General features: G+C 49.4%; 23 protein-coding genes and 1 pseudogene. 5 read left to right on the forward strand and 19 right to left on the reverse strand.

Annotation, left to right across the window (positions count from 1 at the left end):
- Positions 1 to 39: 39 nt before the first annotated feature.
- On the forward strand, positions 40 to 1,101 hold the full coding sequence (locus K334_RS0103365) for an asparaginase (RefSeq protein WP_025880832.1): 1,062 nt from the start codon (positions 40 to 42) through the stop codon (positions 1,099 to 1,101).
- Between the two features lie 54 nt (positions 1,102 to 1,155).
- Here the strand turns inward: K334_RS0103365 and K334_RS0103370 are convergent, their stop codons facing one another.
- From K334_RS0103370 to K334_RS0103435, 14 genes and pseudogenes are all read right to left on the reverse strand, one after another.
- Complete coding sequence (locus K334_RS0103370) at positions 1,156 to 2,043, reverse strand: AraC family transcriptional regulator (RefSeq protein ID WP_025880831.1); 888 nt, start codon at positions 2,041 to 2,043, stop codon at positions 1,156 to 1,158.
- Between the two features lie 35 nt (positions 2,044 to 2,078).
- Positions 2,079 to 2,966 (reverse strand): 4-hydroxy-tetrahydrodipicolinate synthase, encoded by an 888-nt coding sequence (gene dapA, locus K334_RS0103375; protein WP_025880830.1) that lies wholly within the window; start codon positions 2,964 to 2,966, stop codon positions 2,079 to 2,081.
- A 94-nt stretch (positions 2,967 to 3,060) separates the two neighbouring features.
- Positions 3,061 to 3,981, reverse strand: coding sequence for a DMT family transporter (locus tag K334_RS0103380; protein ID WP_027444516.1), 921 nt, complete (start codon positions 3,979 to 3,981; stop codon positions 3,061 to 3,063).
- Between the two features lies 1 nt (position 3,982).
- Positions 3,983 to 4,714: a tRNA pseudouridine(38-40) synthase TruA gene (gene truA / locus K334_RS0103385; protein WP_025880829.1), complete on the reverse strand. Its 732-nt coding sequence runs from the start codon at positions 4,712 to 4,714 to the stop codon at positions 3,983 to 3,985.
- A gap of 25 nt (positions 4,715 to 4,739) precedes the next feature.
- Entirely contained in the window at positions 4,740 to 5,183 is a 444-nt protein-coding gene (locus K334_RS0103390) for a hypothetical protein (protein ID WP_238318960.1), read from the reverse strand.
- Between the two features lie 3 nt (positions 5,184 to 5,186).
- The gene (locus tag K334_RS14170) at positions 5,187 to 5,552 is read right to left on the reverse strand and encodes a hypothetical protein (protein ID WP_025880827.1); all 366 of its coding nucleotides are present in this window, start codon (positions 5,550 to 5,552) and stop codon (positions 5,187 to 5,189) included.
- Positions 5,553 to 5,596: 44 nt separating this feature from the next.
- Positions 5,597 to 6,139 carry an RNA polymerase sigma factor gene (locus tag K334_RS0103400; protein ID WP_025880826.1) on the reverse strand — a complete coding sequence of 181 codons (543 nt, stop codon included), beginning with the start codon at positions 6,137 to 6,139 and terminating at the stop codon, positions 5,597 to 5,599.
- Complete coding sequence (locus K334_RS0103405; protein ID WP_025880825.1) at positions 6,136 to 7,617, reverse strand: L,D-transpeptidase family protein; 1,482 nt, start codon at positions 7,615 to 7,617, stop codon at positions 6,136 to 6,138. Before K334_RS0103405 ends, K334_RS0103400 begins: the two co-directional genes overlap by 4 nt.
- Before the next feature lie 76 nt (positions 7,618 to 7,693).
- Positions 7,694 to 8,005, reverse strand: coding sequence for a T9SS type A sorting domain-containing protein (locus tag K334_RS0103410; RefSeq protein WP_021589484.1), 312 nt, complete (start codon positions 8,003 to 8,005; stop codon positions 7,694 to 7,696).
- 110 nt (positions 8,006 to 8,115) lie between these two features.
- The gene (locus tag K334_RS0103415) at positions 8,116 to 8,811 is read right to left on the reverse strand and encodes a J domain-containing protein (RefSeq protein WP_027444518.1); all 696 of its coding nucleotides are present in this window, start codon (positions 8,809 to 8,811) and stop codon (positions 8,116 to 8,118) included.
- Between the two features lie 1,405 nt (positions 8,812 to 10,216).
- Positions 10,217 to 10,270: pseudogene (locus K334_RS15450) on the reverse strand (hypothetical protein); the annotation flags it as partial.
- Between the two features lie 279 nt (positions 10,271 to 10,549).
- Positions 10,550 to 11,287 (reverse strand): YebC/PmpR family DNA-binding transcriptional regulator, encoded by a 738-nt coding sequence (locus K334_RS0103425; RefSeq protein ID WP_025880824.1) that lies wholly within the window; start codon positions 11,285 to 11,287, stop codon positions 10,550 to 10,552.
- A gap of 55 nt (positions 11,288 to 11,342) precedes the next feature.
- A complete protein-coding gene (pheT, locus tag K334_RS0103430) occupies positions 11,343 to 13,811 on the reverse strand; it encodes a phenylalanine--tRNA ligase subunit beta (protein ID WP_027444519.1) in 2,469 nt (822 codons plus the stop codon).
- A gap of 422 nt (positions 13,812 to 14,233) precedes the next feature.
- The gene (locus K334_RS0103435; protein WP_025880823.1) at positions 14,234 to 14,914 is read right to left on the reverse strand and encodes a tetratricopeptide repeat protein; all 681 of its coding nucleotides are present in this window, start codon (positions 14,912 to 14,914) and stop codon (positions 14,234 to 14,236) included.
- A gap of 233 nt (positions 14,915 to 15,147) precedes the next feature.
- Here K334_RS0103435 and K334_RS0103440 point away from each other — a divergent pair, with 233 nt between their 5' ends.
- Positions 15,148 to 15,594, forward strand: coding sequence for a hypothetical protein (locus tag K334_RS0103440; RefSeq protein ID WP_021589469.1), 447 nt, complete (start codon positions 15,148 to 15,150; stop codon positions 15,592 to 15,594).
- Between the two features lie 59 nt (positions 15,595 to 15,653).
- Here K334_RS0103440 and K334_RS0103445 read toward each other — a convergent pair whose 3' ends face one another.
- Positions 15,654 to 18,188: an ATP-dependent Clp protease ATP-binding subunit gene (locus K334_RS0103445; protein WP_027444520.1), complete on the reverse strand. Its 2,535-nt coding sequence runs from the start codon at positions 18,186 to 18,188 to the stop codon at positions 15,654 to 15,656.
- A gap of 168 nt (positions 18,189 to 18,356) precedes the next feature.
- Here K334_RS0103445 and mtaB point away from each other — a divergent pair, with 168 nt between their 5' ends.
- On the forward strand, positions 18,357 to 19,697 hold the full coding sequence (gene mtaB / locus K334_RS0103450; protein WP_025880820.1) for a tRNA (N(6)-L-threonylcarbamoyladenosine(37)-C(2))-methylthiotransferase MtaB: 1,341 nt from the start codon (positions 18,357 to 18,359) through the stop codon (positions 19,695 to 19,697).
- A gap of 33 nt (positions 19,698 to 19,730) precedes the next feature.
- Positions 19,731 to 20,759, forward strand: coding sequence for a glycosyltransferase family 2 protein (locus tag K334_RS0103455; protein ID WP_025880819.1), 1,029 nt, complete (start codon positions 19,731 to 19,733; stop codon positions 20,757 to 20,759).
- Positions 20,760 to 20,774: 15 nt separating this feature from the next.
- Here K334_RS0103455 and K334_RS0103460 read toward each other — a convergent pair whose 3' ends face one another.
- From K334_RS0103460 to K334_RS14735, 4 genes are all read right to left on the reverse strand, one after another.
- Positions 20,775 to 23,093: an ATP-dependent helicase gene (locus K334_RS0103460; RefSeq protein WP_025880817.1), complete on the reverse strand. Its 2,319-nt coding sequence runs from the start codon at positions 23,091 to 23,093 to the stop codon at positions 20,775 to 20,777.
- Between the two features lie 34 nt (positions 23,094 to 23,127).
- Entirely contained in the window at positions 23,128 to 23,862 is a 735-nt protein-coding gene (gene mtgA, locus K334_RS0103465; RefSeq protein ID WP_373277785.1) for a monofunctional biosynthetic peptidoglycan transglycosylase, read from the reverse strand.
- 89 nt (positions 23,863 to 23,951) lie between these two features.
- The gene (locus K334_RS0103470; RefSeq protein ID WP_025880814.1) at positions 23,952 to 24,629 is read right to left on the reverse strand and encodes a YiaD family glycine zipper/OmpA-like lipoprotein; all 678 of its coding nucleotides are present in this window, start codon (positions 24,627 to 24,629) and stop codon (positions 23,952 to 23,954) included.
- A 31-nt stretch (positions 24,630 to 24,660) separates the two neighbouring features.
- Positions 24,661 to 24,849: a hypothetical protein gene (locus K334_RS14735; RefSeq protein ID WP_154655543.1), complete on the reverse strand. Its 189-nt coding sequence runs from the start codon at positions 24,847 to 24,849 to the stop codon at positions 24,661 to 24,663.
- 58 nt (positions 24,850 to 24,907) lie between these two features.
- Between K334_RS14735 and proS the strand changes: the two genes are divergently transcribed.
- Complete coding sequence (gene proS / locus K334_RS0103480) at positions 24,908 to 26,389, forward strand: proline--tRNA ligase (protein ID WP_025880813.1); 1,482 nt, start codon at positions 24,908 to 24,910, stop codon at positions 26,387 to 26,389.
- Positions 26,390 to 26,421 lie beyond the last annotated feature (32 nt).

Here is a 26,421-nt window from a genome sequence, read left to right on the forward strand (position 1 = left end):
TATAAATTTGCAAGACATTTAAAATAAGATGCAGCTTATATGACACAGGCAGAAAACAAAGTTTTATTAATCTATACCGGTGGAACGATTGGAATGGGACGCAACCCTGCTACGGGTGCTTTGGAGCCCTTGGATTTCAACCATCTGCGCGACAACGTTCCCGAAATGAAATACATCAAAGCTTCCATCGACATATATCAATTTGAACAGCCCATCGATTCCAGCGACATCGACACCGCCACCTGGGCCAAACTTGTTCGGATTATCAATGAAAATTATCAGGTATACACCGGCTTCGTCATTCTTCATGGTACGGACACCATGGCTTATACAGCTTCTGCCCTTTCTTTCATGCTTGAGAATCTAACAAAACCGGTGATCCTTACGGGCAGCCAGCTTCCCATCGGCCAGCTGCGAACTGATGGCAAGGAAAATCTGGTCACCAGTATCGAACTGGCTTCGCTCACCGACGACAAAGGAAGGGCGCTCATCCCCGAGGTTTGCATTTATTTCAGTGGGAAGGTGCTTCGTGGGAATCGTGCCACCAAGCAAAATGCCGACGAGTTCAACGCCTTCGACACGTTCAATTATCCTCATCTATGTGAGGCTGGAATCAATTTTACCTTCCATTTCCACCATATTCTCAAACCGGATTTCTCCAAACCGATGATACCACATGTCGACTTGAATCCCAATATCATCGTGTTCTCTTTGTTCCCAGGCATACAGGAAAATGTCGTCCACCACCTGATTGACGCCCCGGAATTGAAGGGAATCATATTGAGAAGCTATGGCAGCGGAAATGCTCCACAACAACCATGGCTCATTCATTTGCTGCGTGAGGCGACCGAGCGCGGCGTGTGTGTGGTCAACATCAGCCAATGCGTCGCCGGACGGGTTGAGATGGGAAGATACAATACGGGCTTTCAGCTGAAGGATGCGGGAGTCATATCGGGTTACGACAGTACGGTGGAGGCTGCCACGACAAAACTGATGTATCTATATGCAAGATACGACGATGTCAACATCATTCGGAGATTGATGAACGAATCGATTGCCGGCGAAATAAGTCCGTCGACCGCCTATTTGTCCGAGGAATGAGAGTGTAGACATCACCATGTCAACAGTCAACACCCTAAAGCCGGCTAAGACAAATCACACAATCACCCTCGTCTTGTGATAGTTCTCCCTGAACTCTGTGGGTGAGCAGCCTTTCTTCTTCTTAAAGATGCGGTTGAAGTTGCTGAGGTTGTTGAACCCACAGTCGAAACTGATTTCAGAAACCGACTTCATTGTGTCCACCAGCATTCTTGACGCATAGCCCAAGCGTATGTCTATGATGTAATCAGAGAGACTTCTGCCCGTGTGAAGCTTGAAGAAACGGCTGAAAGCACTCGAACTCATGCCCGCCATGTCCGCCAACGTCGCCAAGCGGATTTCCCGCATATAGTTTTCGCTAATGTAGTTCTTTACTTTCAGCACCCGCCTGCTGTCGTCCTCTATCACGACTTTTGCAAAGCTGCTCGACGCCAATGTGCGTGCATCCTTGCTTTTTGAAAGTTCATAAAGAATCGACATGAATTGGCTCACAGCATAAAAACCATCCTTCACTCCGCTGAGCGTGTCCAATTTGTTATACACCCTTAGCACGTCTTGCAGCGAAAAGCAAAGTCCCTTCTTGGCTGCGGTCATCATTTTTCGCATTCCCTGGAAAGGGTTGCGGCCAAAGAAGTTGTCGTCCGTCATGTTGAAATCAAACTGGACGGTAATCTCACGAATGTCTTCACTCTGGCAATTGCCTTGTTCCCATACATGTTCCAAGTCGGCACTTGTTATGAGAACCAAATCATAATCTCCGATGAATTCGGATGAATCCCCGACAATACGCCTCACACCTGCGGCGTGTTCTACAAAATTCAACTCATACACTTCGTGGCTATGAATGGGATACGTAAACTCTTTCTTATGCCTGTCAGCGATGTAGAGCACATCCTTGTGCATAAGTGGCGTGATTTCATGAATGACTTTTCGCTCTTCGACCATAGCCTTTGCAAATAAAAAGTGAAAGCCGACAACAGCTAAATCCGCAAGTCCTTGATAATCTCGGCCATTTTCTGCTTCGTCTTGATGGTTGTAGGAACCAGAGGCAACCGCAATACGTTTTCAATCATTCCCATATCGTTCAGCAAGGCCTTGACGCCGGCCGGATTTCCATCGACAAACAACAGGCTGTAAAGTTCTGTGAACGTATGGTGTATTTTCCGTGCAGGTTCATACTCGCCTCTGAACTCCAGGCGTATCATTCTTGAAAACTCCTTGGGCAAAGCGTTGCCTATCACCGAGATTACACCGGCGGCGCCACTTGCGACCATGGAGAACGTCAATGCGTCATCACCGCTTATGACATCAAAACGGTCGGGCTTCATCTTGATGATTTCATCGACTTGCTCCAAACTGCCGCTCGCTTCCTTGATGGCAACTATCTTGTCGAAGTCACGTGCCAGCCTAACTGTGGTCGAGGACTTCATGTTCACGCCCGTCCTTCCCGGCACATTGTAAAGCACGACAGGCAGAGGACTCGCCTCTGCTATCGCCTTGAAATGTTGGTAAAGTCCTTCTTGAGATGGCTTGTTGTAATATGGACAGATGCTGAGAATGCCGTCTATACCGCTCCAATCCGAGCGACGGATCTCGTCGACAACGGCCGCCGTATTGTTGCCGCCACAATATTTCAGGATTCTGACACGACCGGCATTCACCTGTTTGACGACCTCGGTAATCTTATCCTTCTCTTCACGGGTCAAACAAGGGGTTTCGCCTGTTGTTGCCAATATACATAAAAAGTTGGCACCATTGGACACTTGGTATTCCACTAACCGAGCCAAAGCCTTGTAATCCACTTCGCCGTCTATGGTAAAAGGCGTAATCAATGCAACTCCAAGACCTTTAAAAATGTTATGTGCCATATTGCTTCTCTTACGATTTCTTTCGCAAAGTTACAAGAAATATGTCTAATTGCAAAAGAAATGATTTCAATAATTTCACGCGTTACAGCCCGTTCTACCCACACGAGCCGATATAAAGAAATACCATTCCCAACAAGACCAATGCCAAGTCCAGCATTTTTGATTTCAAATTGCTCTCATGGAAGAGGAAGGCTCCGAAGAGAAAACTCACAATCACACTTCCTCGCCTTACCATCGAGATAATCGAAACCATCGCCCCAGGCAAGCTCAAGGCGTAATAATACAGGAAATCGGCCGCGCTCAGAAACACGGAGATAAACAAAACGGCCCATTTCCAGCGGAAACGCGTTTCCTGATTTCTCCCATGCCACCACAACAGTGTGAAGGCTGCGCCCATGAAGAGCATTTGATAAAGATTGTACCAACTCTGAACGGCCATGCGGTCAAGCCCCAATCCGCCAGACGCTTTCCCGGCCATCAGAAATTTGTCATACAACCCACTTGCCGCGCCCAGGATGGCGGCTGCCAGCAGGAAATAGACCCAGCGGTTGTGTTGGAAATCAATACCTTCCTTCCTGCCACTTCGCTTCAACATTGCCAAGGAAACGATTGCCAGAATGACGCCTGCCGCTTGCCAGGCATTTAAACGCTCGCCATACACGAGCATGGCGCCGACCAAGACAAGCACGGGGCGCGTGGCGTTGACCGGTCCCACGATGGTCAACGGCAGATGCTTCATGGCAAAATAGCCGAACACCCAGCTGGAGAGAACGATTATGCTTTTTAAAATAATGTATTTGTGAACATCCCAACCCACTTGGGGCACAAAAAACATGTTTCCGTCCAATATGTGCGTACAGCCGGAAAGAATGATGAAGGGCAAGAATATCAAAGAACAGACAACCGTATTCAGAAATAGAACGGGGATGACCGCATTGTCACGAAGAGCCGTCTTCTTGCAGGAATCATAACAGCCCAACAAGGCTGCTGACAAGAAAGCCAGTATCAACCACATACTAATATTCTACATCCTCCAAGAACAGCGCGTTTCCCGGTACGCTTTCGCCGGCTGCCGACCGACTGCCCGAGGCCACAATCTTGCGGAACTCTTCCAAGGTTATCCGATGCCTGCCGACATCCAAGAGCGTGCCCACGACAGCCCTCACCATATTGCGCAAAAAACGGTCGGCGGCTATTTCAAAAAACCAACAATGCTCGGTCTCTTGAATCCAACGTGCAGCCATTACTCGGCAAATCGTCGTCTTGGCGTCACTTTTACTTTTGCAGAATGCGGCAAAATCCCTTGCTTCAAGAAGATAAGCAGCGGCAGTGTTCATTAGTTTGAAGTCGGGGCAAGCATGTAATTCGTAGGAATAATGGCGGCGAAAAGGATCTTTTCGTAAATGTATATAATAATGGTAAGTCCGTTTGACGGCGGAAAAACGTGCATGAAAATCCTCGTCTACTTGCTTGACATCATACACAGCGATGTCTTTGGGCAGCACCCTGTTCAGCCGATAGGCCAATTGCTCGCACGCAATCTCCTCGTCAAGGTCGAAATGGGCGGTCATCTTGCGGGCATGAACTCCTGCGTCCGTCCTTCCCGCACCTACGACAAGAATGTCTTTCCGCAGTACAAGTCCCAATGCCTCCTGCAACTTCTGCTGCACCGACATGCCATTTGGCTGAATCTGCCAGCCGTGATACGCTGTCCCGTCAAAACCAAATGCGATTGCATAACGCCACATATTCATTATGTTCCGTTCTGAAAGACTATTTCTTGTCAAATGCTTTTTTGAACTCACGCCGATGGAAACGTTCTTCCGCCTTCAATATGCGAAAAACTTTCCCTGCCGGCAATATCTTCAGAAACTTCTGATGATAAGATTGTTGGGTCCTTTTTATCTGAATGTCGAGTAGGTCGCTCTTGACGATGGCATCACGACAGGCCCTTTCGTCCGCCGGATTGGTATGACGATACCGACGTATCTGTTCAAAATAGGCACGCTGCTGTTTCATCATCATCCTATAAACCGGAAAGAATTTGGCAGCTTCATCATTGGTCAGTTCCGCTTCCGAAGTGATAAACTGTTCCAAGGCAGCCTGAAACTTTTCCGGATCGAATTTCGGCTTGCCTCCGCTCGGGTCTTCCGCCCAGACATGCAAGGACATCAGGGCCCCGACTAATATCAATGTTATCGTTTTCATATAGTGCATACGTCAGTTGTTGTCCATGAGCGACGCGTAAATCCCATCGTTGTCCATCATGGTGTAATCTGCAATTTCGTCAATCGTTGAATACGCTGTATTTGGGGGACAGTTGTCGTTGACAGTTCCGTTTGACGAGCCAGAGGACAGGTAATGCACTCCCAACACCGACGAGAGGGAAATCACGCCGACGAACATGGCAGCCTTCAGCCATCGGTGGGAAGGTTTCAAAACTGGCTTCACGACTACCGTGTGTGCAGTTTTTTCGGGCAGTTGGGACAAGACTTCTTCCGACAGGTGCTCAAAATAGCCTTCCGGAACCTTAAAACAATCTTTACGTCCAAACTGTTTTAGGATTTTGTTTTCTTCTCGTTCCATAGTTTCTACGCTTTTATATTAGGACGCCACCATTGTGCCAAGGTTTAATCCAACGAATGGAAATAATCTACGATTTTCTTCACGGCAAGATGATAGCTGGCTTTCAGGGCCCCTTCGCTGGTGCCAAGAATCTCGCTGATTTGCGAATATTTCATTTCATCGAAGTAACGCATCGTGAAAACCGTGCGCTGCACTTCAGGCAGACCGGTGACAGCCGCCTGAAGCTGGGCCTGTGTCTCGTCGCCGTCAAAGTATTCGTCGGCCAAGAGGCGGTCGACAACGGCCGACGCCGTGTCGCCTGTCGTGCAGAACTTCTTCTGACGGCGCAGAAAGTCAAGTGCCTCGTTGTAGGCAATGCGGTACAACCACGTTAGCAGGCTGGACCTGTTTTCGAATTTGTCCAAGTTGTTCCATGCCTTCAAGAACGTGTTTTGCAAGATGTCATTGGCATCCTCGTGCTCCAACACGACATGGCGAATCTTCCAATACAGCGGTTGGCTGTATTGTCCGACCAGCAACGAGAAGCCTTGTCTGCAGGTTTGCGCGTCACCGAGCAACTTCAATATCTGTCTCTCGTCAGTTTTCAAAAGTAATTTCGTAGCTGGCGACTTATCACCCGGTCATAGCCATAGATGTCGGGATATAGTCTCAACCGCCCGCTTTGATCTGGATAAATCGTGAAATAGGTTATAAACAAAGGTACCTGCGGCTTGATACCGACACTGCGCAGCAACATGTCTGTCCGCAGGGTGTCTTTTTCTCCGTCAGGCAAATTCAAATCCGGCTCTATCCTCTGCACGCCCATCGAATAAGCCAGCTTTTCCGTCAGCCGCTTGTCCTTGTCCTCCAGCATGAAAACGGCCAGTTCGTAGGGCTTCTCCACCCGGATGCACCCATGCGACACGTCTCGGTCTTGCTGTCTGAACACACCTTTAGAACTTGTGTCATGCAAGAAAACAGAGAAGTTGTTGTCGAATCTGAACACAATCCGCCCCAGCGAATTGCCCTCTCCTCCTTTCTGAGCCAGAAGATAATCCTTGCTCGTCAGCATGTCCGCAGTTATATGTGTCGGCTCGACCACTCGTCCGCTCTTCCGTTCCTTGACAAAGAAGTTGCGGGATTGGAAATAATCGGCGTTGCCCACATGCTTCAACACGTCTTTCCTTATGATGGATCGGGGCAAGACCCATAGCGGATTGACGTCCATCCGCTTGATTCTACTTGTCAGCAAGGGCGTTTTGGTGTCATTCGACCCACATCCTATACGCATGTTCAGCACACTGTCGCCATCCACGGCTTGAAGATGGAAGGATGGCAGATTCACGATGACGTATTTCGTGTGCATGGCAGGATAGTCGTTTTGCCGCCATCGACAGCGTTCCATGTTGCAAAGTATTCGCATCCGCTCCTGCGAACGGGGTGGATGCGCGTTCAGTTCTCTTTTCAAACGGGCATATAACGGGCCGGTAGGTTGGATTTCTTTCAGAAATGGAACCACGCTGTCGTGCTTGACCTTGTCGAGCATCTGCTGGTAAAAACGCTTGTCAAACTTGTCCGTATGTACTTCATACAGCACCCGATAGGCTGTCTTCGTTGAATCGTTGTCGACCAAGTCCAGCCGGTTCAGCACGTAGCGTGGGTTGACGAAACCGAAACGCTGGCCGATTGCATATCTGAAGAATGCTTTCGTAAGGTTGTATTCCAATCGGGCTGCCGTTCGGTTGATCGTATGTCCCTTTCCAAAGTCAAGTTCATGAAACCGCCGAAGGTCTTCCCGCAGCTGTGCGTAACGAAACTTGTCCCTGTCGAACCCCATTTGGTCTACATCCTTTATATAGCTGGCCACAGAATCGGCTCGCCGGTCAACCCCCAGCCGGTCCAGCCAAAGAAAGGCGCCATCGCGAAGATAGTAGCTGCGCACACGATAGTCGGCCGTCATCGAGTCGACATCTTCATGCGCCAGTCTCAGAAGCTCCGCTTGGATTTCCTTCTTGTCCATCCGATACTCCGCCCTCCCGAATCCGACAAACGGAGCCAGCGTCAAGCTCACGTTGGGGTTCTTCACGCCTCCGCCGCATGAGCACAAGAGGGATGAAAAAATGAAAAGGAACAAAAGGAAGTTGGGTTTCAAAATGCAAGGATTATCTTAAATAAATCTTACGCGCAAACGTACCGACCTTTACAATGTAGCAACCTCTATCCAACGCCAAGTCAACACGCTTGTCCGCGCTGTCCACGACCAGCGTCTTCACCAAGGCACCCGTCACATTGTAAATATACAGCCTTTGCCCCGCCGCATTCAAGATGCGCAATGTCCCACCTTCAATCGACACCTCTATCTTGAGTTGCCACAATTGCTCTTGCGGCTCTCCGGCTGTTCCCGCCAGCGAGCGAACCGGCATGCCAAGCAAAACCGGCAGCAAGAGTGCGATTGAGAAAAGGCGATTCGTCATGCTAATCCTATCGTTACTTATTAGGCAAAGATATAAATTATTGATGAAACACAAGTGCGGCGCGCGCAACTTATTGTCTATTTACGATTATTTAACACGCGCTTGTAAAACTATTGTCGTTGCATTGACAATGCCTGTCCGATTAAATTCTTCTGATACTCCGTCAATCCTGTGGGCAGCGTGACGTTGTACGTGATGATCAGATCGCCCATGGTGCCGTCGCCTCGGTCATAGCCCTTGCCCCGCAAACGGACTTTTGTTCCGTTCTGCGTCTCCGGCTTTACTTTCAAGCGCACCTTTTGCCCATCATTCAGCTGAATGACGACCTCACCACCCAGCAATGCCGTTTTCAGGTCGATGTTCACGCTGGCGTTCATCATGCCCGAACCGCCGGATCCCTGCCTGGTTCTGCGGCTACCAGCCTTGGTGCTGCTGCCAAAAAGGTCTTGGAAGAAGCTGGAGAAGCCTCCTCCTGATCCGAACGAAGAGAAGTCGAAGCCTTCAAACGGTGATCCGCCTGCACTACTCCACTCATAACTGCTTCCACTCCGGCCGCTCTGACCGCCATTGAACATGTCAGCCTCACGCCACTGCGCGCCATATTGGTCATACTTTTTGCGCTTGTCGGGATCAGACAATACATCATAAGCTTCGTTCAAAGCCTGAAATTTCGCTTTCGCCTTCGGGTCATTTGGATGCAAATCCGGATGAAACTCCTTGGCCCGCTTCCGATAGGCGTTTCTAATATCCTTTTGGGGAATGTCTTTCGAGACGCCCAAAATCTTATAATAGTCGATAAATGCCATAATTCAAACCTCCTGGTTATAATTCATTACACCATGTTTCGCAGCAAAAAGCATGCCTATGCGCTGAAAGGACACACCTGTCTCGCCATCGCAGCATGTTGGGAGATTTTAAAAGCTGCCTTTTCGCCATGCGAAAGGGTCGCTTCTGTCTTGCGAAAAGGCTGCTTCTGTCTTGTGAAAGGGCTGCTTCTGTCTTGCGAAAGGGTTGCTGCTGCCTTGCGAAAGGGCTGCTTCTGTCTTTCAAAAGCTAACCTTTGAGCAACCAATTGCCACCCTTTTACCTGGAGGGGACGTCCACGGTCATCACAGCTGTCTTTGGGCGACCCTTCCAGGGTCGATGTCTGTCCGGTCTTTTATCCCCCTGGTCACTCCGCTTCGCAGAGACGACCAGGGGTTACTGAGCGATGAAGCCTCCGGCTTCACTCCCTGCGCAACCTGCGACAGGCATTTCTTTATATCCAACCAGCTTATGGGGACATGGTCATGGTGCATTGCGCATACAACCGCGTAGCGGTTGGTCCTTTTAGAGCAGGGGTGCGAGCGAAGCGAGCTACCCTGCCTGACACATGGCAGAGACATCTAGGCCGAAGGTCTTGGTCTTTTTACGTTTGTGGTGAATGTAGCTGGGTACGAAGGTTGAACCGTCGGAATTGCCTATTGACTTTAAAGCATAAGGAGGCACGAGCTACAAGGGCGATATGATGGACATATGTATTGATTGAAAATAAGTTTTCCCGCAAAAAGCGATGGTTCAAATGTAAAAAGACCAACCGACAAGGCGGTTGCATGCACAGTGCAGGCGGTTGCATGTGCAATACACCATGAGCATGTCTCCATGAACCGATTAGGTATAAAGAAATGCCTGTCGCAGGCTACTCAGGAAGTGAAGCCAGAGGCTTCATCGCTCAGTAACCCCTGGTCATCTCTGCGAAGCGGAGTGACCAGGGGATAGAAGACCAAGCGGAAATCGACCCTGGAAGGGTCGACAGATGGATAGCGGCACACCTCCCCGGTCATCCTGCGGCATGACCGGGGGTACGGAGAGGTGAAGCCGCTGGCTTCAACACCCGCAGGAAAGCCTCGGGGCCGTCATGCGAGCCTGCCCGCCCACCATCAAGGGGCAGCCGCCCGCAGCCATGGTCATCATATCGACCTTGCAGCTCGTGCCTCCTCATGCTTCAAAATCAATTGACAATTCCGAGGTTCAGCCTTCGTACCCAGCTACATTTACCACAAACTTAAAAAGGCCAAGACCTTCGGCCTAGTTTTCTCTGTTACTGGCCAGGCAGGGTAGCTCGCTTTGCTCGCAACCCTGCTCTAAAGAGACCAACCGCCAAGGCGGTAGTGCGCAGTGCACCATGGCTATGCTCCTATGAACCGACCTGACACAGTCCACTTTACACTCTCATATTTCACGAAGATAGTCAAATCGCCTTATAACCGCATGGAGCATCACGGCAAGGTGCTGATAGGCATTGAAATGTTTGACATGGCGTTCTCCACCATTTTACGGCTATATTTTAGAATTTCATGCTTATCGAGCAAATTTATCAATTGTCCATATATTGGCTGTCCGGTAAAATGTGTACCTTTATTCATAGTTACTGATTGATATTTGACACAAGCAAAAGTAACGGAAAGGGCTGAATTCCAAGAGAGGAAGACAGCCCTAATTTTTATATTGTCCAAAAAGTATTAGCGGACAGTGATAATTTCAAATCCCAAAGACCGATTGGGGTTATTCCGCAGCCTCTTCCGGCTTCATGTTGGTGTACACCGTCTGAACGTCGTCAAACTCTTCAAGTTTCTCCACCATCTTGTCAATCGTTTCACGATCTTCGGCCGTGACGTCCTTCAAGTCGTTGGGGATGTAGGTAAACTCGGCCCCCGTCACTTCAAAGCCTTCCGCTTCGAGATGTTTTTGGATGTCGCCAAAACTCTTCGGGTCGCCATAGATGGTTACTTCGCCCAACTCCTCGTCTTCGTCAAACTCATCTTCAACGCCATAATCAATCAAGTCGAGAATCAACTCATCCATGTCAAGGCCGTCTTTCTTCTTGAAAGTGAACACACTCTTGTGGGCGAACAGGAAGGAAAGGCTGCCGGTCGTTCCCATGTTGCCGTTGAACTTGTTGAAGATGGAGCGTACATCGGCGACGGTGCGGGTCGTGTTGTCTGTCAAGGTGTCGACAAAAACAGCCACACCATGAGGGCCATAGCCTTCATAAGTAACCTCTTTGTATTCGCTTTGGTCTTTCCCCATCGCATTCTTGATGGCACGCTCAATGTTGTCTTTAGGCATGTTCTCGCGCTTGCAGTTGGCAATGAGCGCACGCAATGTAGGGTTGTTTTCAGGTTCCGGGCCGCCGGCTTTCACGGCTATGGCAATCTGTTTGCCAAGTTTCGTAAACGTGCGGGCCATGTGCCCCCATCTTTTCATTTTTGTCGCTTTGCGATATTCAAATGCTCTTCCCATTGGAATTATATTTTATAAACTTTCTTATGATATTACAATAGTTATAGTCTGCCCATCAGCGGAGTTGCGCATCCAGTTTGCCCGTAAGATTGGCGATGAGTTTCTTCATGATGGCCTCGATCTGCTTTTCGTTCAAGGTCTTTTCATCATCCTGAAGAATGAAGTTCACGGCATAGCTCTTCTTTCCGGCCGGCAGATTCTTGCCTTCGTACACGTCAAAGAGTTCAACCTGCTTCAACAGTTTCTTTTCAGTTTGTTTGGCTATATCCTCTATCTGCTTGAAAGAGACGCTCTTGTCAATGAGCAGTGCCAAGTCGCGGCTGACAGATGGGAATTTGCCCACTTCCGAGAACACCACTTCCTGCTTGCTTGCCGCCTTTGTCAGTGCCGTCCAGTCGATGTCGGCGAAGAACACTTCGTTGGCAATGTCGAATGCCTTGCGGACAGTCTGGGCCAGAATGCCCGCCTCGGCGATGACGCGCCCGTTTCTGGTTTCGTATGCAATCGCCTTGGAGAAGATGTTGTTGCCGCTCTCTTTCACGACAAGCTTTTCGGCAGAGAGGCCTACTCGCAGAAAGACATTTTGCACGTATGCCTTCAGCTCATAGAAACTACTGTCTTCATCCGGGTGAGCCCAGCTTCCAGAGACACGCTTGCCGGTGACCCAAAGTCCGAGATGTTGGTTCTGCCTGTATGCTCTGATGGGTGAATCCTCCGTCCGCTTGTCTTGATGGAAGGCGTAGGTGTTGCCAAACTCAAAGAATTTCAGGTTCGGATTCTTGCGGTTTGCGTTGCGCACAATGCTCTCCAAGCCACCAAAGAGTATCGTCTGGCGCATGACGCCCAGGTCGGCGCTCAGCGGATTCATCACCTTCACCGTTGAAGATTCAGGGTATGCGTTGAGTTCCTGCGCCGCGTAATATGACAATTTTGACAGCGAATTGTTCAGAATTTCATTGAAGCCGCAGCCGACAAGCTGTTCGCTGATGATGTTGTGGAGTTTGTACAGCCTGTCCTCGTCACCCTGCACGGTCAACGAACTTTTCAGTTGCGTGGGAATCTCCACATTATTATAACCATAGATGCGGAGTATGTCCTCCACGACATCGCACGGCCGCTGAACATCCACTCTGTAAGCCGGCACCAACAGTTCGAGTCCCGCTTCCGATTCTGAGACGATTTTCATCTCCAGGCTGGTCACGATGTTCTTGATTGTCTCATGGCCAATCTCCTTGCCTATCAACGTGTGGACGTAGTCATACTTCAACGACACGGCAAAATCTTCTAATTTAGAGGGATATACATCCTTTATCTCCATGCTGACTTTACCTCCGGCCAGCTCTTTGCACAGGATGGCGGCCTGCTTCAGCGCGTAAACCTGCCCATTGGGGTCGATTCCGCGTTCAAACCTGAACGACGAATCGGTGGAAAGTCCGTGGCGGCGTGCGCTTTTCCGAATCCATGTGGGGTGGAAATAAGCGCTCTCCAAGACCACGTTCCGTGTCGTTTCATAGGTGCCGCTACCCTTTCCGCCGAACACGCCGGCGATGCACATGGGTGCTTCGGCATTGCAGATACTCAAATCATGCAGCCCCAACTCGTGTTCTTCGCCGTCCAGCGTGACGAATTTCGTGCCTTCCGGTTGTGTTCTCACGACAATCTTGTGGCCTTCCACCATGTCGGCGTCGAAACAGTGCATGGGCTGACCATAGGCCATCATGATGTAGTTGGTGATGTCCACGATGTTGTTGATGGGCCGCAGGCCGATGACGCGAAGTTTGTTCTGGAGCCATTCCGGACTTTCTTTCACTTCGCAGCCGGTCAAGCTGACGCAGGCGTAGCGCTTGCAGGCTTCCGTATTCTCGATGGTCACGTCGATGGGCAGGTCGTTGTCGTCTACGGCGAAGGCCGAGCAGTCAGGCCGGTGCAGGCTCGTCGTGTAGCCGTTTTGCTTGAGCCACGCATACAGGTCGCGGGCCACGCCGTAGTGGCTCAACGCATCGGCACGATTGGCCGTGATGTCTATTTCCATCACCCAGTCGCTTTCCAAATGATAGTATTCGGCGGCCGGTGTTCCTACGACAGCGTCGTCCGGCAGGACGATGATGCCATCGTGGCTGGTGCCGACACCGATTTCGTCTTCCGCGCAAATCATGCCAAAGCTGTCTACTCCACGCAATTTGCTCTTCTTTATCGTGAAACTTTCGTCGCCGTCATACAGCACGCAGCCCAGGTCGGCTACAATCACCTTCTGTCCGGCGGCGACATTCGGAGCCCCGCAGACGATTTGTTGCGCTTCTCCACGGCCCAAGTCAACCGTCGTCACGTGCAGGTGATCGGAATTTGGGTGAGGTTCACAGGTCAACACCTTTCCAACGTAAAGGCCCTTGAGGCCGCCTTTGACGCTTTGAACTTCCTCCAAAGCTCCAACTTCAAGTCCGCACGAAGTCAGCGCGTCGGCCGTTTGCTGCGGAGTGAGGTCGAAGTCTACATATTCTTTCAGCCACTTGTAAGAAATATTCATATATGATTCTTGTATTATATGTTCACAAAAACGATGCAAAAATACGACTTTTCTCGCAGGTGGCAAAATGTATGATGAAATAACATGTACTTTTACGCAGCAAACAGCCTGTCATGGGCTCGTGACCGCATGGCTGCCGCGTTGGAAAAGGGCTGCCGCCTGCCACTGAAAGCACTGCTTTCACTTTGCAAGAGCAGTCCTTTCATCATGTCAAAGCTATGCTTTCAGCGGCTAAAAAGGCCGCTTCCGAGTCTTTAAAGGATAGCGATTGCGGACCGACCGTTTTGCTTTCCAGATGATTCCGCCCAGTCGGGCGCCAATATCGCCCACGACAACGAACAATCGGGGTAACAAACAGCTTCAGACTTTGCGCCTTGCCCATTCCCCCTTTTACCTTTTTACCCTTTTACTTTTTTATCTTTTTACCTTTTTTTTATTCGTTTGAACAGCTCTTTCAGCGCATTTCGATTAATCCCCAGTGCCGTCAATCTGTTCAAGTCCTGCAAAGCTGCGTCCGTGCGCTTGGCCGTGATGAGCAGGTCAGCCCTGTTCAGCAGGTAATCCGTGTTGGAAGGGTCGCGGCGGAGAGCTTCCGAAAAGTCGTAAATGGCCAGCTCCAGCATTCCCCTCTCCTTCTCCATGCCGCCCCGCGCCGCATAAGCCACCGCACTGTCGGGATATTGGCTCACCAGACCGTTCATCCTGTCCATGGCTTCCGTGTAGTGTTTCGCCTTTTGGTTGAGCAAAGCCAAGCCCAACTGGCCTTCGAAATTGCCAGGCACGAGCATGAGCAGGCGCTCGTAGTCCAGCCTGGCGAAGTTCAGTCGGCCCAGCTTTTCGTTCACGAAAGCCCTGTAGTATAGTCCGGCGATGTTGGTCGGTTCAGAGAACAACACCTTGTCAAGGTCGTCTTTTGCGTAGTTCCATTGCTCCAACTGTATGTTCCAGGCCGTTTTTTTCAGCCTCAAATCAATGCTGTCAGGGTGATAGGCCAAGACATCCGTGGCCTTGGCAAGAGAGTCGCGAAGCGCTTGCCGCGACTGGGCGACGAGCGAAAGCGACGGGAAAGCACATAAAACGAGGATGTGGAATACTTTGCGCATAGTCCGATATTTTGCCCACAAAGGTAGCGGAATTGGCAGAAGCAGCTCTCTCGACAGTGTTATTAATCCACAAAAGAACGAAATATCAGAAAAAAAAAGACCGAACCAGGCTTTTCAGCGAAAAATAGTATATCTTTGCAAGCATAAGCATGGAGGCGGAACCTGTGCGGACACGCCCGCCGACGGCTGCCCATCGAAGACCTCTCTGCAAGAAAATTAAAAAAAATCATTCTATGAACACCTCAGAACAGACCATCCAACAGATTGACAGATTCATCAACAAGATTTTCCAGAAGTATCCTCATGTCAGCGAAGAAGATTGCGTCTTGACCGACATTCACCTACAGGTCAATCAGGATTCGGGTGAAATGAAGGCGTTCAACGATGATGAAGAAGAAATCACGCGGTGTGTCGTAGAACAGTGGATAGACAATAAAGACGAGCAGTTCTATTGTCAAGTGACGGACATTCTTCGCAAGTTGCTCGCCGCCCGCGATGGCCAGATTGACAAATTGGGTATTCTGAAGCCTTACAGTTTCGTGCTGGAGGATGATGACAATGAGAACATCGCCGAACTTTACGTTGCCGACGACGACACGGTCATCATCGGTGGCGACTTGATGAGCGGCCTGGATGAAGACCTCGACGCGTTCTTGAACAATTTGATTTCCGAAAAATAATCGACAATAGGTATAAAACGGAAAAGCCCTGATGGTGAATCCATCGGGGCTTTTCCGTTTTATTGGAATGCAAGGGCCGTCTTGTCGGCATTCGTCGCAATCGTGATGTTGCTGCCAGGCTGGAGCTTTCCGCCCAATATCAGCTCGCATACACCGTCCTCTATATAGTTTTGAATCGCTCTTTTCAGCGGTCGCGCGCCAAACTGGACGTCATAGCCTTTGGTTGCCACAAACTCCTTGGCGTCATCCGTGATACTGATGGAGTAGCCCATGTCGCCGATGCGCTTGAAAAGGCCCCGCAGTTCCAAGTCTACAATCCGCTTGATGGCCGCAATGTCCAATTGGTCGAATGTGATGATTTCATCCAACCGGTTGATGAACTCGGGCGCAAACTGCTTACTCAGGCTCTTCTGTATCACGTTGCGGGCATACGCTTTGTCTTTCTCATCTACGCTGATTCCGTTCGTCCGACCGGCGTTGAAGCCTATGCCGCGGCCGAACTCCTTCAACTGACGGGTGCCCGCGTTCGACGTCATGATGATGACCGTATTGCGGAAGTCCACCAGGCGTCCGTTGCCATCGGTCAGTCGGCCTTCATCCAACACCTGCAACAAGAGGTTGAACACATTCCCGTGTGCCTTCTCAATCTCGTCGAGCAGCACGATGGAATAAGGGTGGCGACGAACTCTCTCGGTCAGTTGGCCACCTTCTTCATAGCCAACATATCCCGGAGGGGCCCCGACCAGACGCGAGACGTTGAAACTCTCTGTATATTCGCTCATGTCGACACGGATCAGGGCGTCGGTAGAACCAAACATGTACTGTGCCAACTTCTTGGCCAGATAAGTCTTTCCCACGCCGGTAGGCCCCAGGAACATGAACGCCCCGATGGGATGGTTGGGCTCTTTCAGCCCCACCCTGTTGCGTTGTATGGCTTTCACCACTTTCTCGATGGCCGCATCTTGAGCAATGATGTCACGCTTCAGTTCGGCGGCCATGCCGACCAGCCGTATGCCTTCCGCCTCCGCCATACGCTGAACGGGGACTCCCGTCATCATGGAGACGACATCGGCCACATCGTCGGCCGTAACCTGTTGCAGGTTGTCGTTGTCCCCAGCCAGCCATTGTTCATTCAACAGCCGCAGTTCTGCTTCCATCTGCGTCTGACGATCCCTGTAGCTGGCTGCCAATTCAAAGTTCTGGTTCCTGACAGCCAAGTGCTTCTTCTGCTTCACCTCCTCTATTTCCTTCTCCTTGGCCTCAATGTCGGGCGGCAATGTCGCATTTTTCAAATGCAATCTCGCCCCCACCTCGTCCATGGCGTCTATGGCCTTGTCGGGGAAATGTCGGTCGGTGACGTATCGTTCTGTCAATTTGGCACAAGCTTCCAGTGCCTCATCATCATATCTGACATGGTGATGTTGTTCGTACCTTTCCTTGATGTTGTGGAGTATCTCGATTGTCTCGCTGAGAGATGTAGGCTCGACCAGCACTTTCTGGAAACGCCTTTCGAGGGCCCCATCCTTTTCAATGCTGTTTCGATACTCGTCAAGCGTAGTCGCTCCTATACATTGTATGGTGCCGCGGGCCAGCGCCGGCTTCATAATGTTGGCCGCGTCCATGCTCCCCGGGGTGCTTCCCGCTCCTATCAGGGTGTGGATTTCGTCGATGAAGACAATGATGTTCGGGTTTTGTTCAAGCTCTTTGAGCAGCGTCCGAATCCTTTCCTCAAACTGTCCTCTGTACTTGGTGCCGGCCACGATGGCGGTCATGTCCAGCGACACGACGCGCCTGTTGAATAGCATTGGGCTTGTGTGATGTCTGCTGATCAGCTGGGCCAATCCTTCCACGATGGCGCTTTTGCCAACGCCGGGCTCACCTATCAGGATGGGGTTGTTCTTCTTGCGTCGACACAGAATCTCCGTTATGCGCTGTATCTCCTTCTCGCGTCCGACAACTGGGTCGAGCTTACCCTCGGCAGCCAGTTGAGTGAGATCCGTGGAGAAATTGTCGAGCACGGGCGTCTTTCCTGTCGACTGTGAACGCGCCTGCGCCGTGGAAGTCCTGCTCTGTCCTCCATTGGCCTGATGGCTTGAGTCCAACTCGCTTTCTTCTTCCTCTTCGTCGGGAAGTTCCAAGCCGTCTTGCACGGCCTCCTGAGGCTTGTGCAAGAATGATAAAATATCTTCGTAATCCATGTGATTGAGTTCCAACACTTGCTTTGCTCCATTGTCAATCGTGTCATGAAGTATAGCAAGCAACAAATGCTGTACGTCGACGGTCGTGGAATGCTGCATACGAGCTTCGAGTACGGCTGATTTCAAAATATTACTGGCATTTTCGTTCAAAACCAATTCCCTGGTCATGAAAGGGGATTCCGGTTCTTCCCCCCTTACTCTGCCCTCCAGTTCATGCTTTACTGATTGGGGATTGATGTTCAATCTGTTGAATATCTCTCCGATGAAGCCATTTTTCTCTCGAATCATCCCAAGCAGAAGGTGCTCTGGTCCTACGGAGCGGCTGGCCAACCGAGTTGCCTCTTCCCTACTGAACGCGAGTATTTCCGATACTCTTGGTGAGAATTGACTAGTCATAATGATGTCTCCTTTTCTATGTTGATATCTTGTGTTTCGCAAATACCATGCCAACGGCCTGCACGAAATAGGCAGCAATTCCGTGCGCAGAAGGTAGAAAAATCGCATGGCCTGCCTCGCATAATGCTTTTTTTTATTATCTTTGTTCGCTTAAAAGGAACATTTCACATGATTGATTCGTCTGCTTTTCAAGGTAAAAAGGCAAAATATTATACATTGGGGTGCAAACTGAACTTTTCGGAGACCTCCACTTTCGAACGTTTGTTGTCGGACATGGGGGTCGTCTCGGCCAAATCCGATGAAGTGGCCGACATCTGTCTGATCAATACCTGTTCGGTCACGGAGGTAGCCGACCACAAGTGCAGGCAAATCATCCACCGGATGACGAGAGAAAATCCAGGGGCATTTGTGGTTGTAACAGGATGTTATGCTCAATTAGCTTCCGAAGCGGTAAGCCGGTTCGGAGGTGTGGATTTGGTACTTGGGTCCAATGAAAAAGCAAATTTGATCCAGTATCTGAACGAGGCGTTTCTCGACCAGGTCGGAGAAGAACACCTGCATCGACATTATTCGAAGAAAACCAAGGACATCAAGTCCTTTGCGCCCAGTTGCTCACGCGGCAATCGTACTCGTTATTTCTTGAAGGTGCAGGATGGCTGCAATTATTTTTGCACTTATTGCACGATACCATACGCCCGCGGCTTTTCCAGGAATCCGCCCATTGATTTCCTTGTCGGGCAGGCGCAACAGGCTGCCGACGAAGGAGGGAATGAGATTGTCATCACCGGCGTGAACATCGGCGATTTCGGCGAGACGACGCACGAGAAGTTCATAGACCTCGTGAAAGCACTCGACAAGGTCGAAGGTATCAAGCGCTTCAGAATCAGTTCCTTGGAACCGGACCTTTGCGACGACGAACTCATCGAATATTGTGCTACATCAAGAGCTTTCATGCCCCATTTCCATATACCACTTCAGAGTGGAAGCGACGAGGTGTTGAAGTTGATGCACAGGCGTTATGACAAGGCTTTGTTTGCCCACAAGATTCATTTGATAAAGGAGAAAATACCCCATGCTTTCATCGGTGTTGACGTGATGGTGGGCTGTAGGGGCGAGAAAGAGGAATATTTCGAAGAGTGCTATGACTTCCTGTCCTCTCTGCCCATTGCGCAGCTGCACGTATTCCCCTATTCGGAACGCCCCGGAACCAGTGCCTTGTCCATTCCTCATGTAGTGAGTGACAAGGATAAAAAGCTACGCTCGAAGCGGCTGTTGAAACTGAGTGATGAGAAAACGCAGGCTTTCTATGCACAGCATATCGGGCAGGAAGCCGAGGTCTTGTTTGAGAAGGCGGCCAAAGGCAAACGTATGCAAGGATTCACAAAAAACTATATTCGCGTGGAGCTTCCCGCCGGTATAGCGAAGGAAGAGTATGACAACCAACTCTTGAAGGTGCGTCTCTTGAAGTTCAATTTCGACAAGTCCGCGCTCATCGCGGAGCTCATTTAGAATCATAATCACATCTGGAATCATAATGCGGCTATGGAAAAAGATATTGTAATCGTCATCCTCAATTGGAACGGTCAGAAAATGATGTCCGAATATCTCAAGAACGTGGAAATGTATTCCCGTGATGAGGCAGACATCGTTGTGGCAGACAACGCGTCGACGGATGATTCGCTGGCCTACCTGCGCAGAGCACACCCCGAGGTGGAAATCATCGAGTTTGACAAGAACTGGGGGTTCGCAGAGGGATATAACAAAGCTTTGAGCCGGTTGCGTCGGTATAAATACTATATCTTATTAAACTCGGACGTGAAGGTGACGCATCATTGGCTGACTCCTTTGGCTGAATTCATGGATGCGCACGAGGAGGTCGCCGCCTGTCAGCCCAAGCTCCTGTCAATGGTCGAGCCTGACAAGTTCGAGTATGCCGGAGCGGCCGGGGGATATCTTGACAAATATGGATATCCGTTTTGTCGTGGCCGAATCTTCGACAGCGTGGAACCGGACGGGGGGCAGTACGACCAGAATGCAAACATTCTATGGGCCACGGGGGCCTGTCTGATGGTCAGGTCGAATGACTATTGGCAGGCAGGCGGACTGGACGCCCGTTTCTTTGCCCACAATGAAGAAATAGATTTTTGCTGGCGCCTTCGACTGCAAGGCAAAAAAATCTATTGCATTACAGACAGTGTGGTCTACCACTTGGGAGGAGGAACGTTGCCCAAGGGCAATCCGATGAAGACCTTTCTGAACTTCCGCAACAACCTGACCATGCTTTACAAGAATTTGCCAGAAAAGGAACTAAAGCCCGTATTGCGGACGCGGTGGTTCCTGGACTATCTGGCTGCTTTTGAAACGTTGCTTCTCAATCGTAATTTCAAAGACTTTGTCGCCATCTTCAAAGCAAGAAGAGCTTTCAAGAAATGGCTTCCTCAATTTGAAAAAGACAGGGAGAACATTCAACGGCAAGCTGTAGAAACCACGTTGCCTGAGCGGAAGCCCTATTCCATCTTGTGGCAATATTATGCGAACAAGATACGCGTTTACAGCGGCTTGCCGGAATAAAGCCGCTTGACATCATCATTTGACGACTTTAAAGCGAGCAAACTTCAAAAGCAGTTGTTTCTTGCCTGTATTTTCAAAATCGATTGTAGCTTTCTGATTCTCACCAGTACCTTCCAACTTTGAGATTGTCCCAATGCCGAACCGCTGGTGCTCAATGACCGTCCCTACAGACAATATGCCTTGTGGTGTTTTCATTTCTGAAAGAGGACTTTCCAATTGTGGCTTGCCTGTCGCCGTCCCCACGCTGCGAAAGCTGGGAGGCAGATTGGGAGCCTGCTTGGTGTAGGACTCTCCCATCTCCCCTGACGCCATACGACGTCCCGGTTGATTCCACGGCATCCGTTTTGTAAAAATGGGACGCGCCTCCTCTTCTTCCCTTATGATATAGTTCGAATCAATCTCCTGTAGAAAACAGCTCGGATTGCAAAATTCAGTCCTGCCATAACGCCAACGGTTATGGGCATTTGTCAGGATACAATGGCGCTGCGCCCTTGTGATGGCTACATACAAAAGCCTGCGTTCTTCCTCCATTCCCCGCAAAGTGCCGGCAGCCTGTGGACTTGGAAAGATGTTCTGTTCCATACCGACGACAAAGACTGTCGCAAACTCCAATCCCTTTGAACTGTGGATCGTCATGAGATTGACCTTGTCCCCTCCCATTCCGTCATCACTCTCTACGTCTGTAAGCAAGGCGACCTCCTGCAAGAATTCGGAAAGTCCGGCTTCTTCAATGCGACCTTCCTCCCTCCGTTCTTCGACGAAATTCTGGATGGCACCAAGAAACTCGTCGACATTTTCCTGACGCGCCATCGCTTCCGGTGAGGAGTCGCCATAAATGTCCTTGCTGATACCCGACGTCTTGATGATGTCCGAACCCAGCAGGAATGCGTCTTCCACATCCAGCCGTTCGCGATAACCTCCTATCAACAGGCGGAAAGACTGCAATTTGGCGACTGTCCCTTTGTTGACATCCAACCTAAAGTGCTCGGGAGAGCCAATAACATCCCAGAAACTTACACCGTTTTGGACTGCGCAGGCTGCTATTTTGGCCATGGTGGAGTCCCCGATACCCCGAGCCGGATAATTGATGATTCTTTTGAAAGCCTCCTCGTCGTTGGGATTGGCCACCAGCCGGTAGTATGCAATGATGTCTTTTATTTCCTTGCGCTGATAAAAACTCAGACCGCCAAATATCTTGTAGGGAATCGTCTGCTTTCTCATCTCCTCTTCAAAGCTTCTGCTTTGAGAGTTTGTCCGATACAGGACGGCAAAGTCCGAATACTTGCACGCGTCTTGGCGCTTGATCTGCTTGATGTATTTGCAAACGATGGAAGCCTCCTCTTTATCGCTGTATGCACTCTTGTAAAGAAGTTTGTCACCGATGTCATTGCGGCTAAAGACGTCTTTCTCTATCTGGCGCCGGTTCTTTTTAATCAGACTGTTGGCTGCTTTTACAATGTTCTGGGTGGAACGATAGTTTTGTTCCAACTTGAAAAGTTCGGCTCCCTTGAATTGTTGTTGAAAGCCAAGAATGTTGTCGATATCCGCCCCACGAAAACTATAGATACTTTGCGAGTCGTCACCAACTGCACAGATATGCAGTTTCTCCTTTGCCAGCAAGTAGACGATACGTTGCTGCACATAGTTCGTGTCTTGGTATTCGTCTACCAAGATGAAGTCGAAGCGTTGGGCGTATTTCTCGCACACCTCTTGATGGCGGCTGAACAAGATGTATGTTTGAACAAGGAGGTCGTCGAAATCCATGGCATTGGCTTTTCGGCAGCGTTGGTTGTAGTTGTTGTAAATGTCTGTCAACCGCGGCATGTTGTCACGTTTGTCTTGCTCCAACAAAGAGGTCTTGCGAGCATAGTCGTCAGGAAGAATCAATCTGTTCTTTGCCAATGAAATCTTTTTGTGGACGGTTGCCGGTTTGTAGACTTTGTCATCCAACTTCATTTCCTTGACGATGGTCTTCAGAAGAGACCTGCTGTCGGACTCATCATAGATTGTGAAATTGGAAGAAAAGCCAAGACAAGACGCTTCACCCCTAAGGATTCGTGCGAAAACACTATGAAAGGTGCCCATATAAAGATAGCGTGCCTTGTCATACCCAACGATGGAGGCGATACGTTCCTTCATCTCATTGGCAGCCTTGTTGGTAAAGGTCAAGGCCAAAATGGCCCACGGATTATAGCCGTTTTGCAGAAGATAGGCGATTTTATAGGTCAACACACGCGTTTTGCCGGAACCCGCTCCTGCAATGACAAGAGATGGTCCGTCATTGTATTCGACGGCAGCCCGCTGTGACTCGTTGAGTTCTTCCAATATATTCATTGTGTGTGAAAGTTGTAGAGAATATGAAAATGGATCAGTGGTGGTAGACGTCTCCTGCCGCTGTATTGGGGTCGTAGTCTTCCCCCTCTTTGGGAAACTTTGGAATGAAGCGCATGTTGTTTTGAATTTGCCGCTGGCGTTTCCTCATGTAAGGGCTTGGATTCTTGCTGCTGAACTTTCTGGGGTTGGGCAGCGTAGCCGCAATGAGGGCGCAGTCGGCCCGGGACAGTTCGGAAGCCTGTTTGCCAAAATGATATTCCGCACAGGCGTCAACACCATAAATGCCGTTTCCCATTTCAATTGAATTCAGATAGACTTCCATGATGCGCTGTTTGCTCCACATAAGTTCAATCAGAGCAGTGAAATACACTTCAAAACCTTTTCTTATCCAGCTTCGCCCAGGCCACAGAAAAACGTTTTTTGCAGTTTGCTGACTGATGGTGCTGGCACCAAATTTCTTCCCCCTCTTCAAATTGCGGCGGGCAGCTTTCTCTATCGCGTCATAATCAAAGCCGTGATGCAATAGAAAGCGGGTGTCTTCGCTGGCCATGACAGCTACGGGCATGCTGGGAGAGATCTTCTCCATGGGTATCCAGTGATGGTGCAACTGAATGCTTTGGCCGTCTCCGACTTGCTGAAAACAGCGCAAGAGCATTAACGGCGTGACATAAACAGGTAGGAATTTAAACAAGACAACACCTAAAATGGATGTCGCGACAAACAACCCGACCGCCCATCTGCAAACTTTCCAAACTGTATGGAGCATCATTCTGAAATATTTAGCGTATTTCTTTGCATACAAGAATGGTCATCGCTAAATCTTTAGCGATGACCATTCGACGAATAATCTAAATATCATTATTTAAGCGTGCCACTGTTGGCAGCGTCAACCATGGCCTGACTTGCATAGAGGAATACCTCTACACGACGATTCTGCTGGCGGCCGGCAGCACTTGCGTTGTCGGCAACAGGTTCCGAGCTACCTTTTCCATTGACATTCTGAAGCTGGCTTGCGCTAACGCCGCAACTTTTCAAATAAGAAGCTACGCTTTGAGCACGACTGTTGCTCAAGGGAATGTTGATACCATCATTTCCTGTTGTGTCGGTGTGGCCGTAAATGTCAATATAGCATTGGTTGTTGTTCTTCAAAACCGTAGAGAACTTAGCCAACTCGGCCTTGCTGGTTGAGTTCAAAGTTGCTTTGTTCGTTGCAAACAAAATTCCACTGTCAAATGTGACCTTTACCGCTTTAAGTCCGTTGGCGTCAGTCACCTCCTCCACTTTCGCGTTTTGCACCTGTGCAGCGGTCTCTGCAGCCACTTTGTCCATGTGTCTTCCGATAATGGCACCAGCTCCTGTACCCACTGCGGTGCCGATGGCGGCTCCCACGGCAGTGTTGCCTGCAATCTTTCCGATAATACCACCTAAGAGGGCACCTCCACCGGCTCCAATCAAAGCGCCGGTACCCTGCTTGGTTGCACAGCTGCATACTACCAACATACACATGCCTAATGTCATCACTTTAAACTTCTTCATAATCTCTAATTGTTTTATGCTTATATTAATGTTAAATAAAAATCAGTTTGGCTGCAAAGGTAATCGTTTTTTTCAGCAACACCACAAGTTTGTCAACTTTTTTATGTAATTTTGCAAGCATTGAATTTGCTGCAAAGGTATTGCAAAGAGCTTGAGATTCAGAGGATAAAATCCTAATGGCTTGTAGGGATTTCCCTATTCTTTTGTTGTAGGATTCCATCCGTATGTGATGAGCTGTTTGCTTATATTGAATACATATTATAATAAAGTATAGATAAATGGCAAAAGAACTTAAAGATTTGACCAAAAGAGCAGAGAATTACAGCCAATGGTACAACGATCTGGTTGTGAAAGCAGACCTGGCCGAACAATCGCCTGTTCGTGGCTGCATGGTGATAAAGCCATATGGTTTCGCTATATGGGAAAAGATGAGAGACCAATTGGACAAAATGTTCAAAGCTACAGGTGTGCAGAACGCTTATTTTCCATTGCTTATCCCCAAGAGTTTCCTCAGCAGGGAAGCTGAACACGTGAAAGGTTTTGCAAAAGAATGCGCAGTGGTTACGCATTATCGCTTGAAAACGAGTGAAGATGGCAACGGAGTGGTTGTCGATCCTGCTGCAAAACTGGAGGAAGAATTGATTATTCGTCCTACATCCGAAACTATTATATGGAACACATATAAAGGTTGGATACATTCTTGGAGAGACCTTCCCATCATGTGTAATCAGTGGTGTAACGTGATGCGCTGGGAAATGAGGACACGCCCTTTCCTTAGAACATCGGAATTCTTGTGGCAAGAAGGTCATACCGCCCATGCAACACGGGAAGAGGCTGAAACTGAAGCTCAGAAAATGTTGAAAGTGTATGCCGAATTTGCTGAAAAATGGATGGGTGTACCCGTCTTGCAAGGCGTGAAAAGTGAGACGGAGCGCTTTGCGGGTGCCCTGGATACTTATACGATAGAGGCGATGATGCAAGATGGTAAGGCATTGCAGAGTGGCACGAGCCACTTCTTAGGACAAAACTTTGCCAAGAGTTTTGATGTTACATTCCTGAATAAGGAAAACAAGCCGGAATATGTATGGGCTACTTCATGGGGAATCTCAACCCGACTGATGGGAGCTCTGATTATGACTCACTCCGATGACAACGGACTTGTGCTGCCGCCAAGACTTGCTCCTATCCAAGTGGTCATCGTTCCAATCTACAAAGGTGAAGACCAGCATGCGGCACTTACGGAAAAGCTAACCCCGGTAATTGAAAAATTGCGTGAGTCAGGTGTCACTGTAAAGTATGACGATTCCGACAACAAGAGGCCTGGATTTAAGTTTGCCGATTATGAGTTGAAAGGCGTGCCTGTTCGTCTGGTCATGGGAGGGCGAGATTTGGACAACAACACGATAGAGGTTATGCGTCGTGATACACTTGAGAAAGAAAGTGTAAGTTTTGACGGAATCGTAGAGCGCGTCCAGGCCTTGTTGGAGGACATTCAGCAAAATATCTTTGAAAAGGCAAGGAAATATCGCGACGAGCATGTCTACGAATGCGAGAATTACGAAGAGTTCAAACAGCGTGTGAAAGACGGCGGCTTCTTCCTGTGCCACTGGGATGGAACGGAAGAAACTGAAGCGAAAATCAAAGAGGATACGCAAGCCACAATTCGTTGCGTTCCATTTGCTTACGAGCAAACTCCCGGCATAGACATGGTGAGTGGAAAACCTGCCAAATGCCGTGTCATCATTGCTCGAAGCTATTGATATATAGTGGAGATTATACCTATTTAATATAA

Origin of the sequence: Segatella baroniae DSM 16972 = JCM 13447 (assembly GCF_000426585.1) — a bacterium.
Classification (GTDB): Bacteria; Bacteroidota; Bacteroidia; order Bacteroidales; family Bacteroidaceae; genus Prevotella; species Prevotella baroniae.